Annotated in this window: 8 protein-coding genes; 2 read left to right on the top strand and 6 right to left on the bottom strand. The window is 38.5% G+C overall.

Annotated elements, in window-relative coordinates; translation table 11 throughout:
• Window positions 1–273: 273 nt before the first annotated feature.
• The 6 genes from ACN0TV_RS06905 to ACN0TV_RS06930 all read right to left on the bottom strand — a co-directional run bounded on the left by ACN0TV_RS06905 (window position 274) and on the right by ACN0TV_RS06930 (window position 12135).
• The gene (locus ACN0TV_RS06905; RefSeq protein WP_417361433.1) at window positions 274–1176 is read right to left on the bottom strand and encodes a carbohydrate kinase family protein; all 903 of its coding nucleotides are present in this window, start codon (window positions 1174–1176) and stop codon (window positions 274–276) included.
• A 274-nt stretch (window positions 1177–1450) separates the two neighbouring features.
• Complete coding sequence (locus ACN0TV_RS06910; protein ID WP_417361434.1) at window positions 1451–3148, bottom strand: RagB/SusD family nutrient uptake outer membrane protein; 1698 nt, start codon at window positions 3146–3148, stop codon at window positions 1451–1453.
• Between the two features lie 21 nt (window positions 3149–3169).
• Window positions 3170–6268: a SusC/RagA family TonB-linked outer membrane protein gene (locus tag ACN0TV_RS06915; RefSeq protein WP_417361436.1), complete on the bottom strand. Its 3099-nt coding sequence runs from the start codon at window positions 6266–6268 to the stop codon at window positions 3170–3172.
• Between the two features lie 11 nt (window positions 6269–6279).
• Window positions 6280–7872 carry a glycoside hydrolase family 32 protein gene (locus ACN0TV_RS06920; protein ID WP_417361438.1) on the bottom strand — a complete coding sequence of 531 codons (1593 nt, stop codon included), beginning with the start codon at window positions 7870–7872 and terminating at the stop codon, window positions 6280–6282.
• Between the two features lie 2 nt (window positions 7873–7874).
• Window positions 7875–9206 carry a sugar porter family MFS transporter gene (locus ACN0TV_RS06925; protein WP_417361440.1) on the bottom strand — a complete coding sequence of 444 codons (1332 nt, stop codon included), beginning with the start codon at window positions 9204–9206 and terminating at the stop codon, window positions 7875–7877.
• 244 nt (window positions 9207–9450) lie between these two features.
• The gene (locus ACN0TV_RS06930) at window positions 9451–12135 is read right to left on the bottom strand and encodes a substrate-binding domain-containing protein (RefSeq protein WP_417361442.1); all 2685 of its coding nucleotides are present in this window, start codon (window positions 12133–12135) and stop codon (window positions 9451–9453) included.
• 361 nt (window positions 12136–12496) lie between these two features.
• Here ACN0TV_RS06930 and ACN0TV_RS06935 point away from each other — a divergent pair, with 361 nt between their 5' ends.
• Both ACN0TV_RS06935 and ACN0TV_RS06940 read left to right on the top strand, forming a co-directional pair.
• A complete protein-coding gene (locus ACN0TV_RS06935) occupies window positions 12497–12961 on the top strand; it encodes an antitoxin Xre/MbcA/ParS toxin-binding domain-containing protein (RefSeq protein ID WP_417361444.1) in 465 nt (154 codons plus the stop codon).
• An 8-nt stretch (window positions 12962–12969) separates the two neighbouring features.
• Window positions 12970–13446 (top strand): RES family NAD+ phosphorylase, encoded by a 477-nt coding sequence (locus tag ACN0TV_RS06940; RefSeq protein ID WP_417361446.1) that lies wholly within the window; start codon window positions 12970–12972, stop codon window positions 13444–13446.
• Window positions 13447–13546: the final 100 nt, after the last annotated feature.

Here is a 13546-nt window from a genome sequence, read left to right on the forward strand (position 1 = left end):
TTATTCAATGAGCTTTCTCATTCCATCTATACCAACTGCCCAATTTTCGGAAGAATGTTTTGCCTTCTCTTCATTATTACTGGATTGAGTAATAGTTAGTTCTGTCCCGCTGCCAGTAGGTTTTACTTCACAGGCAAATAAGGGTACAAAAAAAATAAAAAAAGGAAAAGACATGGATCAAGCCGTAGCCCTTTCCACATCAATTCCTCTTACTAACCAACCTAAAAATTTAGATGCGTTTATTTTTTTTTAATTATATCGTAGATAAACTCCCTACTTTAATGGTCTTCCATTTATGAACTCATCTATTTGCGACTGTTCAAACACAGGATTGGCTCCACTTTCAGCGGCAACCATAGCACCGATACCACAGGCAAAATCAAGAGCGCGTTGCGTATCTTCATTTCTTAACAGTTTGACCAATAATGTTGCTAAAAAAGAATCCCCGGCACCCACGGTATCCTTTACTGTGATCTTATAACCGCTATTGTAGTAGTACTTATCATTATGAACCAACAAGGCACCATGCCTCCCCTTGGTAACGCATATGGAGCTTGCGCCAACCTTGGATTTAATATACTCAAGGTTTTGCTCCAATGAATTAAAAGTAGATCCCATCATTTGCGCAATTTCAAATAACTCATCGTCATTAAATTTTATAAAATCAGCACTTTGAATCAGCTCCAGTAAAAGATCCTGAGAGTAATAACCCTGTCTAAGATTCACATCCAAGACCTTAAAACTTGATTTAGGAATCAATTCAAACAACGTATACTTACTTTGAGGATCCCTACAAACCAAGCTCCCATAAATAAAAGCATCAGATGATTCAACGGCTTGAACCATATTTGGAGTTAAAGAAATTTTATCCCAGGCCACCGGATACTTGATATCATAGGTTGCCGACCCGGTTTTATCCAAAGTCACCTGAACTATTCCGGTAGGAAAATCAGGATGAATCTCTAGACATGAGGTGTTTAGCTTCAAACCTCTCAGATAGTCCGTAATTTTCTGCCCGCGAACATCATTTCCAACACAACTGATCATACCGGTATTCACGCCCATACTCTGAAGCCTTATCGCAACATTGAGAGGAGCCCCTCCTATTTTCTCTCCCGTTGGAAATACATCCCACAGCACCTCACCGTAGCAGGTGATTTTTAAATTATCATCCATTTAAATTCGTTCTATTTACAGTTCAATTTTGCTGTTATTTTCATATTCCAAAATACGCTCTAGTTCATAAATCTCTCCCTTAGCAAGGATACTGCCACCATGGGCATCCGGATCTAAATTTTTATTCTAGTCTTCACTATTAAAATTGAAGACATCTACATTGGAAATTATCATTTTTCACCCAATTATATCATATTTAATCAAAATGATTTTTATGGTTAAAACGAATTATCCCGATTACAAAAAGGTCAATTTTATAACAGCAATCATAAATTTAATAACCTACGTTTTGTTGATATACATTTCTGCTGAAATTAATCTGGGCCAATGGAATTGGACAATACTCTTCTGCATTGGCATCAAAATGCGCCTCAGCATAATAAATACGCTTATCTTTTTCCTCATCATAGTAGGTGTTTAACACCTCTTCTGCAACACCCCATCTGACCAAATCAAAAAAGCGACTACCCTCCATGGCAAACTCCAGTCTTCTTTCAAAACGGAGCGCTTTCCTCGCAAAATCTTGTGTCCAATTACAGTTTACGCCATCCTCGTAAAGGGCAACATTTGTATTAGTAGCATAACCATCAATCAGCGTGGTGCTCTCCCCTGCTCTATCTCGAATCTCATTAATCAACGGCAAAGCCTCTTTCTCCCTTCCTAACTCAATTAAGGCTTCCGCTCTCATTAAAAGAACATCAGCATAACGAATTTGAATTCTGTTTTTAGAATTTCCGTAAAAAGGATCAATATTGACAAAACAATCACAGTCCGGTGACACATTTTCCTTTAAGGAAGCATAAAATCCATATGTACTCGGGCTTCTATTCCAATCTTCCTTATAAATATAAGATTCATTATACTTAAACGGCAATCCCGGTATGGCAACAGTGTGATACAATCTAGGATCTACCGTATAGGCATCAAGATTGCTGTAGTCCATATCTGTGTTGTTAAAGTCTTCAAGCAATGGAAGTCCTTCACCGTCGGTTTTAAAAGCATTGACAAGGTTTTGACTTGGTTTGTGAAAGTCACAACAACCAAGACCTTGAGGTGTCGATAAAACATCTGAATAATTTAAACGACCATGAAGTGTATTATCATCATTAGAGAACTGAATTGAGAAAACCGATTCGGGTCCATTCTCATAACTACCCGGAAGAAAATTGAAACCGAAATCCGATTCAAGAGTATACTTACCCAGCACCCTGTCCGTAGCTGCAATGACCTCCTCAAGTCTTTGATGATTAATATTGACCACATTATTATTCTCATCCTGCTCATAAGCCTGATACAATCTCACCTTGGCAAGGTAAGAAAATGCAGCAGCCTTGGTCGCTCTTCCTATTTGATCCTGATGTTCGGGTAAATTTACCGTTGCCTTGACAAAGTCCTGAGCTATGGCTTCCCATAACTCATCATTACTAAGATCTCTGTTGGAAATAGTTCCATATTCTTCTACGGGAACCTCCTGCGAAATATAGGGAATGTATTTAAAGATCTCCTTGAGCATAAAATAGAAATGTCCTCTTAGGAAATACATCTCAGATAATCTGGCATCCTTTAAGGGGTACTCACTCTGTTCTATTTGATCAAGTGCATTAATAGCCTTGTTAACTCTTGAAATTGCGACATATGAATTATACCACAAAGCATCCAATTCACCAAAATCAGTACGGATGTTGTTAGACACTTCAAAAAAATGAAAAACCTGAATGTCATTGGTACCACTTCCTCCTTTATAAGCATCGTCAGACCGGACATTTCCATAGGGCCATAGACTAAAAGGTGTATCATAATGATCATTGCCCAATGCCGCATAAGCAGCAGTCACAAATCCATCAATATTCTCTGCATTGATTAGTTCACTTTCCTCCAATACGGAACTCGGAGTGTTCTCCAAATAATCAGAACATCCGTAAAGCAAACCAAAGCTCATTATTCCTAATATTGTTTTATAAATAATTTTCATGATTCTTTGTTTTTAAGTGTGTTAGAAAGTTAGATCCATCCCCATGGTCACCGTTAAGGGTAAAGGGTAGCCAAAAACAGGGTTTTCAGGATCAACACCGGTGAACTTCTTAGAATTTATCGTGAAAAGATTCTGGCCTCCGGTATAAAACCTTAGGGAACTCAGCCCAATGCGATCAACTATACTTTGGTCAATGCTGTATCCGATTTGTAAATTTCGTAGTTTAAAATAATCCCCGGGTTCTATGTAATAGGTTGAAAAACGGTTTTCTGCATTACTATCAATGGTAGTCAGTGCTGGAATGGTGGAGTTAGGATTACTCGGTGACCAAGCATTTAAAAGCCTGCTTCCCTTATTGGATCCTACATCATCTACACTCCAAAAATCCGTTTGATATTTCCTAGAATTTATCACATCCACGTCCCCTATACCGTCAAAAAACAAGTTCAAATCAAAACGCTTATAAGCGAAACTTAAATTTAATCCATAGGTAAAACTAGGGTTAGGGTTTCCGATCCAAGCTCTATCTTTATCATCAATAACCCCATCGCTGTTTAAGTCCTTAAACCGGATTCTTCCCAAATCCTTTCCTTGCTGCTGCGCAGAATTTTGAAGTTCCTCATCTGAGGTAAAAAGACCATCTGTAACATATCCATACATGGAGTTTATAGGTCTTCCAAGAATATTATCATCCAAACCGTTTCCACCGTAATTGTTTTGCACCTCAACAGGTAAGTAAGTGATCTTATTCCTATTAAGAGCGATATTTGTGGAGATCTCATAGGACAAGCCATCCGATTTACCACCTCTGTACAACAATGCAAACTCAATACCTTTGTTCTCCATGGATGCTCCGTTCACCCATCGGTTTCCACCTTCTCCGATGGTTCCCAGATATGGCGGCAAAACTAAGATGTCCTCTGTTTGTTTATAGTAGAGATCAAGTGATCCGCTTAAATGCTGGTCAAAAAGTCCGAAATCCAACCCAATATTGGTCTGTGTAGTGGTTTCCCATTTTAAGTCATCATTTCCGATTTGAATTGATCTAAAACCCGAAGGCAATAACCCACTTCCCGCTCCCGACAAATCATAGGCAGTTCCATGGGAAGTTCCCCAGGTAGGATCACCTCCGCCGTAGTCTGCAATATATAATGAATAAATAGCGTTGTTGTCAATTTGTTGATTTCCGGTTTGTCCCCATCCAACTCTCAATTTTAAATCAGAAATCAGATTTGAGTTATCCATAAAACCTTCATTACTGATTCGCCAACCCGCTGAAAATGCAGGAAAAGTACCATAACGGTTGTTGGCCCCAAAGCGTGAGGAACCGTCCCTACGGATAGTAGCGGATAACAAATAGCGACTATCAAAGTCATAGGACAGTTTTCCAAAAAAGGAAACCAAACTGTAGGAGGTTGCACTCCCTCCGGTAAATGACTCTCCCGTTCCGGCATCCGGGTACATATACTCCGGAGTTTCAAGTAAAAAGTCCTCTTTTCTTAAATACGTATTTTCGAATTTTTCTCTATACAATTCAGTTCCTCCCAACACATTAAATTTATGATTGTTAAGCGTCAGATCATATGTAATAGTATTACTCCATGTAATCTTATTGGAGGTATTCTGATCAATATTCACGGCGTTTTGATCATTCTTTAAATAACCTGATTGATAACTTCGTTGCAGTGTTCGTTTGTAAAAACTTCCCTGATCTACTCCCAGATTGGTTTTAATATGAAGATTATCGATAGGTTCCACATCAATGTAGAGGTTCCCGAAAAGACGTTGAAATTCATAGCCATTATCTTTATTATACTCCAGAAGTCGTACCGGGTTTTGACGATCGTTCATTCCCCCAACCGGTCCTCCCCATCCCAGACCGTCTACGGTCCTTACAGGAATGATGGGTAGTGCTCTTAATGCAGGGTCCAACACACCGGGATCTGCCACCTCTTGGGTCCTGTTGACGGTAAAGTTCTCTCCTATGGTGACGCGATCATTAAGGAATTTGTAAGAGCTGTTCATTCTGGCAGAAATCCTGTTAAAACTCGTCTGTTTAATAATGCCTTGGTTATCATAATAACCCAATGAGAAGAGGTAATTACCTTTATCGGTTCCATTAGACACCGATAGGTTATAAGATTGTGCAATTCCTATCCTGGATAATTCATCATACCAATCTGTATCTGAAGATCTAAGGGTCTTTTCACTATCCAAGTATTCTGGAATCAAAACTTGGTTTAACCTAGGAGCACCCTGATTTTCACTCCATTGGAATTGATAGCTCAAATTATTCGAATTGGGATCCAAACCATCATTTATCATAGCCTGCCATAGCACCTGACCATACTCCTGTGCATTCAACACATCCTGTCTGTTGCTGTATTGAGAAATGGAAGTATAGTTTTTAAAATTAACTCGCATCTTACCATTCTTCCCGCTTTTGGTGGTAATTACTATAACACCGTTTGAAGCTCTGGAACCATAAATACTGGCAGAGGCAGCATCTTTTAAAACCTGAATAGATTCAATATCGTTAGGATTCAATTCATGCATTCCGGATTTGGTAGGAACGCCGTCTATGATATAAAGTGGATCCGTATTGTTAAGCGTACCTACACCTCTGATAAGTACTCGGGTATTCCCTCCGCTTGGGCTTCCGTCAGAAGTGATTTTTACTCCTGCAACCCTGCCTTGCAATGCCTGCATCGGATTTGCTTGAGGTTGTTTATTCATTTCATCGATATCCACCACAGAAACCGCTCCTGTAATATCTGCCTTTTTCTGGGTGGTATAACCCGTTAACACAACTTCATCCAATTGTTGCGCATCAATTTTCAGTGCTACGTTTATAGAATTTGAGCCGTTTACAGGAATTTCAACTGTGGAAAATCCCACATAACTGATGATCAAAACGGCATCAGATGCCACATTCTCTAGGCTAAAATTTCCGTCAAAATCTGTAATAGTTCCTTTTTGAGTTCCTTGGACCATAACCGTTACTCCCGGCAACGGCATCTGATCCTCCTGAGAAATTATGGTACCGTTGACTTTTGCTTGTTGACTCCAGGTGGTAATGGAGAAGAACAAACAAAATATCACTACTAATTTATGTTTCATAAGTTTGATTTTTAAAGTTTTAGTTCGCTTGCTTTTAGATCGTTAATTAAAAATGTGTGGTTGGAGAGTGATTTAAATTCCTGGAAAGAATTTCTAGGGAAGAATATTTCAGACATTACTGTTGTTCCCTGATCAAAGAATAATTCGATAGAAGTTTTATCTAATAGAATAGATACTTTTAAACTTTCATTGTCTGAAATTCGGGGAGCCACAGATGGTTTATTTGCAAAATGCTCGCTAAAATCAACCTTACCGGATTTCGAACGATCAATATAGAACTGCTCTTTAGAATGATCGTATCCAAAAGTCAGGCTATCCCCAATGGCATTGGTGAGTAAGAATTTATAATCCTTATCCTCCAAATTGGGGATTTCAAAGGACAATTCTGTCTTAGACAATGATATGTCATCCACTGATACAATGGTGGAACCCCTTGACAGTTCTATGGATTCTTTTGTAAAGCTTTTATCTAAGTAGTCATCCAATTCCACTACCGGGGTGGAAGACAGTCTGTATACCCCGTCAATATGGTGCAATTTAAGCTCTCTTGCAATGGTGGAAGTACTCCTCCAGGTCTCTGTAGGAACAACATTGGCATATTCCCAATTCGACATCCATCCGATAAATAAGGTTCTTCCATCGGGTGCATTATTCCAGGTAACTCCGGCGTAGTTGTCCTTTCCAAAATCAATCCAATAATCGTGCTTCTCGCCAAGATCACTTATATAATCCTGTGGAGTGAATATCTTACCATCAAAATCTCCAACAAAATACTGAGTTCCCGATCCGCCGTTATAGGCCCCAGGATTTAAACTCTGAATAAGAACCCATTTTACCTTGTCAGTTCCCGCTACCTTGATTGGAATAAAATCCGGACATTCCCAAACACCGCCATGGGCTCCGATTCCTTCCCCAAAATCAGAAGCATATTTCCAATCAATTAAATTCTTTGAGGTGTAGATCAGGGTTTTCTCGTAAGTAGCCAAGACCATTATCCATTGGTTACGCTGCTGATCCCAAGTTACTTTCGGGTCTCTAAAGTCTCTGATCCCAGGGTTTTTAATCACCGGATTATTCTTGTATTTGGTCCATGTTTTTCCCTGGTCCAGACTATAGGCCATTCCTTGAGTCTGAAAATCATCGCGTCCCTTTTTTTCACCTTCAGGATCATGATAGGTAAACAAAGCCACTATTGGGGTTTGTTTATCCGTACCCAGTCCTGAGGTGTTGTTCTTATCTACCACAGCACTTCCGGAAAATATATAACCATGCTCGTCCGGAAACAAAGCCACCGGCTGATGCTCCCATCGAATCATATCCTTGGAGGTAGCATGTCCCCAATGCATAGGTCCCCAGGTGCTACTATCGGGATGGTACTGATAGAATAAGTGGTAGGTTCCCTCTAGATAAAACATACCGTTTGGATCATTCATCCAATTTTCCTTTGGCGTAAAGTGAAAATTCGGTCTGTAATCAGTATCCTGCATTACAGCGCTTACCTGTATCTTAGAGGTCGCTGTAGTTCTCTCTGAGTTCTCCTTACAGCCACAGAGCAACATAAGTGTAGTTAATAAAATTGTTAGAGTTAGCGTGTTAACATTCATAATCAGTTAGATTTAAATTTAGTTTTTAAAGAAAGTTCCCTACTCAGAGTCTCCAGTGATTTACCTTTGGTTTCAGGCATCATAAACAGTACAAAGAGTAGTTGGAAAAACATCATTATAGCAAAAAACAGAAATACATATCCAGCTCCAATGGAGGTAAATAAAACAGGAACCAATGAAGGGATAATAGCGGCCAGCACCCAGTGAACAGAAGAACCGAATGCCTGTCCGGAGGCACGTAGGTGATTGGGGAAGATTTCAGAAATGAACACCCAAATCACAGCTCCCTGCCCTACGGCATGAGAGGCAATAAAAATAAAGAGGAAAATTGGCACCGATAACCCTCCCCACTTAAAGAAAAATGCACAAGCTACCAACAGAAGTGAAATTATATAACCGATAGATCCGACAAACATCAACTGTTTTCGACCTACTTTGTCAATTAAAAACACACCGATTAGGGTGAAAATTAAATTCACCACACCTATACCAATACTACTGAGCAAAGAGGAGTCCTGTTCTAAACCGGCTATTTCAAAAATCCTTGGTGCATAATACAGAAAGGCATTAATACCTGACATTTGGTTAAAAAAAGCAACTAAAAATGCCAACATCAATGGGAACCGATACTTTTTTAAGAAGATGGATTCCCCTTTTTTATTCCCTTTCGCTTGTTGAATATCCTGGGATAACTGGTCTATATCCATACCAATGTTCATTTTTTGTAACACCTGTTTTGCCTCGGCAACTTTTGATTTGGATAATAGCCATCTCGGGCTCTTTGGAATATATAAGACAAAAAGCATATATAAGAACGCCGGAATGGCTTCCACCCCAAGCATCCACCTCCATGGCTGACTCCCGGCATCTCTGAGCAAATAATTGGAAAGAAATGCCATCAATATACCTAGTACAATATTAAACTGATACATAGATACCAAGCGGCCGCGATTCTTTGCCGGTGCAATCTCTGAGATATAGGTAGGAGCGGCAATTGTAGAAGCGCCTACGCCTAGTCCCCCGATAAATCGGAATGCGGCAAAAGAAATCGGATCATTTACAAGTGCAGAACCAATAGCGGAGATTAGATACAGAGTTCCTATAAAGAATAAGGTGTTCTTTCGACCAAACTTATTGGTGGGGATTCCTCCAAATATAGCACCGACTACCGTTCCCCATAAAGCCATGGCCATTACAACAGAACCGTGGAAGGCATCGGTGGTACCCCATAATTCCTGCAATTGCTTATCTGCTCCTGAAATAACTACGGTGTCAAATCCAAAAAGAAACCCCGCAAGAGCAGCACAAATAGACCAAAGTGTCAATTTATTCATATCCCATCTTTAATGTTAGATCACTAAAGTATGAGTAATAAACCATTGACTATTCTAAGAAAAATTCAAAAACTTTTGAAATTGTTAATCACCTCCTTAATAGCAGACAAAAACCTAGATTACAGGCATTTAACTAATTTTAACACTTTAAAACTACAACGTAATAGTTTTAGTTATGTAACCTAAATTTAAAAATTGATACATCATTTAACCAAACTACAACGATAAAGCTCAGCGGGTCATTTTAGCTTCTATAGCGATTTGGGGAGATTCCATATTTATTTTTAAAGGCAGTGGAAAAATACCCTGGAGAAGAGAAGCCTACCTCATAGGCTATTTCGGCTATGGAAAGGGTATTATCCATAAGAAGTTCTTTAGCCCTTTCCAATCGAATTTCGTTCATATAGTCACTTACGGAAACCCCGAGTATGGCCTTTGTTTTTCGATAAAGTTGAACCCTGGAGATATGTAGTGCCTTTGCCAACTCTTCTACTGAGAAATCAGGGTTGGTTAAATTATCAATAACAAGGCTGTTCATTTTTTTGATAAAATCCTGCTGCTCTTTATTAAAATCACTGTGAACCACACTATCCAATTTATTGGTATAATAGTAGCGTAACCGCTCTCTATTGTACAACATCGTCCTCAGGGCTTGCCTTAGGGACTCCATTTGGAACGGCTTAGTCATATAAAAATCCGCGCCGGCATTTAAGGCTTTCAAATATGATTCTTCATCCGAGAGTGCTGTTAGTACAATTACCGGTATATGTGATGTGCGAAGATCCTCTTTAATCTTTTTTGCGATATCAAAACCAGAGATTTCAGGTAAATTCAGATCACAAATAACGATATCGGGTACAAGCTCCAATGCCTCTTGAAATGCATCAATACCATCTGAAAGGTAAATATTAAACCCATCCTGTAATTGTTTTCTTAAAAGAAAACACAGGTCAATATTGTCTTCTATAATAAAGAGATTTGGTAATTGCTCATTAGTCTCAATGGGAAGCTTCTGAGGTGTTTCTATTTTAATATCCTGGTTCATACCGGAAGTGGTCCTCAGATGCTTCACACCTTCAGACTGGACAACCAAATCCTTGAAGTGTCCTTTTCCTTTGGGTATGGTAATTACGAATTCTGTACCGTTTTGTAGATGGATTTCAATGGTTCCTTTATGCAGTTCTACAAATTGTTTGGCAACATAGAGCCCAAGCCCCGAACTCGGCCTTTGGTTATTAGTTGCTTGTGTAAAAGGGTCAAAGATATTTTCAATATCCTCCATAGGAATACCAATACCGGAATCTTTGATATAAATTTTCACGCATTCATCCAGCTCCTCCACTGTTACCTCAATTTTACCATTGGCAGGGGTAAACTTCAGCGCATTGGAAAGCACATTAAAAAATACCTTATCAATAGCATTGATATCAATCCACAGATAACAAGGTGATTTTGGATACTTTTCCCTTAAACGAACCGAATGCTTAACGGCCTCTAATTTAAAATCGTTAATAAGTTGTTGTAAAATCTCTACAACATCCACTTTTTGGGGTTTTAATGAAAAAGAATCCGATTCGAGTTTCCTGAAATCTAGCAATTCATTTATTAACCTTCTCAAGCGCTTAGAATTATTGTGAATGAGGTTAATTTCAAAAGAGGAACGGTCAGCCAATGTTTTATTTTGTTCCAAAATGGTTTCAACAGAACTCGTAATTAGCGTCAGCGGGGTTTTAAACTCATGAGACAAGGCGGTGAAAAAGTTAATTTTACTCTCATTTGAAGCCTTTAATTGTTTGGCAAATTTCTTAATTTGATTCCTTTGGGTTTTAATCCTTTCATTTATTAATTCCAATTTTCGTTTACTTCGGCTAATCTTTATACCGGAATAGATACTCCATAGCGCCAGTGCCAGTAGGAGTACCAATAGTCCTATCATCAATTTAATCAACGTGTTCTGAGATTGATACTCCTTTAGTTGCTGATCGATTACCAACTGCTGTCCTTTGATATCATTTTGCTGTTCCACCAGTTTATTAAACTGATTTTGCATCAAATCGACATTCACCGAATCAATAACGACTGTATTTAGTGTGTTGTTCTTTTTGACAAGTTCTCCACGTACTATTTTCACGGCCAAATCAATGGCCTCTGCCCCTCCTGTAGGATACAAAATGGTGGCTAAAAGAATATCATCCTTGACATATTGTATTCCTCCGTTGGGACCATACAATCCATCAACGCCGATTATTTTTACATCATTCTCAAGTTTACGACTCTTAAGCACCTCCCAAACCCCCATTGCCATACGGTCGTTGTGCGCAAAAATATAATTAGGAGTCACGCTGTCCAGCAGCTTTTCCAAAGGTGAAATTAAAGAAGGTTTTTCCCAATCCCCGTTAATGGTGGCAATTAAATCTACCTTATCAGATTTTGAAAGTACCGCCTCAAATCCTTGTTGGCGCTCTTTGGCCGGCGATGAGGCAATATCTCCAGTGATTTGAACTACAGTGGCTCTTTGCTTAAGCCCGGAAAGAATATATTTTGCGGCATCCTTTCCTATTTCTATATTATCGGCCCCTATGTAGGCCGTATAATTAGTACCATCTATGTTTCGATCAATAATGATTGTAGGAATACCAGACTTTGTAGCATTTTCAATGGCATTGGTCACCGGCATGGATTTAATTGGGGATACGATAAGTACATCCACCTTAGACTCCACGAAGTCCTGAATCTGTTTAATTTGAGTCTCTACATCATTATTTGCATTCTTTATTTCTAAATCAATATCAGGATACAAAGAAGATTGAATTTGCATACTCTTTTCCATCTCTCGCCTCCAGTTATCGGAACTCATGGCTTGGGAGAAGCCAACACGAATTCCCCTATCCGCATCAGGTGAATTACAAGATGCGCAAAGTAATATCAAAAACAGAAAACAAGTTAGCCTATATATAATCATGGTTATGCCCTTAACGCGTCCAAGTTAACCAATCGAATTGAAATTTTTTAATTTTCAATAATTTAAACCTTAATCAAATGAGCAGATCAACGTTGACCACCTCAACGAAGTAGTGTCTATTTTACAACTAAACAACCCAAAGAATAACCTGTTGTAGTTCGCGATTTTTTATTCACCACGCCTTTACTTTTAGTTTGAAAACATAAAATCATAAAATAAAGTGTATAGGAAAAAGCAAGCTATATCACAAACAAAAAGCATTGATGATTTGATGATTTGATGATTTAAATTATAAATTTACATCATACTAATTGTAAAAATCCAATTCATGGGAGGCGATGTAAAAAAAAGAACTAAGAAAACCACTCAGGGGCAGAATACTCCAAAGTTTTCTCCTTCATGGTTAGTATATAACTCTAAACGTGTACCTGGGTTTCAATTAGAATTAATTTCGAGAATAAAAACAGGAGTTAAAAAGGAGGACTGGAAAACACTCATTTCTGTGTTGGGAGCAACAGAAAAAGAATTTGAAGATATCTTACCTTCCTCTATAAGCAGTATGCACAAGAAAGACATTTATAGCCGTGCAACATCGGAAAGAATATATCAAATTTCCAGGCTGTTCGGCTTGGGATATGAAAGTTTTGACACCCCTGAAGACTTTAAAAGTTGGTTAGACACTCCTTCAAAAGCGCTGGGAAACCAAAAACCTTTTGATTTATTAGACAGTAGCTTTGGATTTGAATTGGTGGAAAATGAAATTATAAGAATACAATATAATGTTTATAGCTAATTATACTTATGATTGTATATCGCGTAGCCAACAAAAAATATAAGGGTGTTACACTGTCAGGAATAGCAGCTGAAAAAGTAGGTGGGAGGTGGAATGAATTAGGGACTCGGGCCGTATATTGCTCTGAAAATATTTCATTAGCACTTTTAGAAAATTACGTCCATTCAGATAACATCAATAACCTTTCGAAAGACATTTTAATAGCCAAAATAGAATTTCCAGACGATTTCACCATTAACAACTTAATAACGCTACCAGAGCGCTGGAACCACTATCCCTATTCTTCGAAAACAACACAAATATTTTCAAAATTTGCTAAAGACAATGGTTTTTTTGGATTAAAAGTCCCCTCCACCATAGTACCTTTAGAAGATAATATCATTCTTAACCCTCTCTATAAAGATTTCGGAAAAGTTGAAATCATTGAATTTATAGATTTACCGGTTGATCAACGATTGAAAACAGCAGAGCGACTGAAAAAATAATGTACTAGTATATTATACAAGGCCTGTTGAAGTTTTTCTTACAGCATTTCTTAAACCAAAAGCAAACAAAGTGGTGCACCATTAGTGCACCGCATTCTCT

This window comes from Galbibacter sp. (assembly GCF_048266365.1).
Classification (GTDB): Bacteria; Bacteroidota; Bacteroidia; order Flavobacteriales; family Flavobacteriaceae; genus Galbibacter.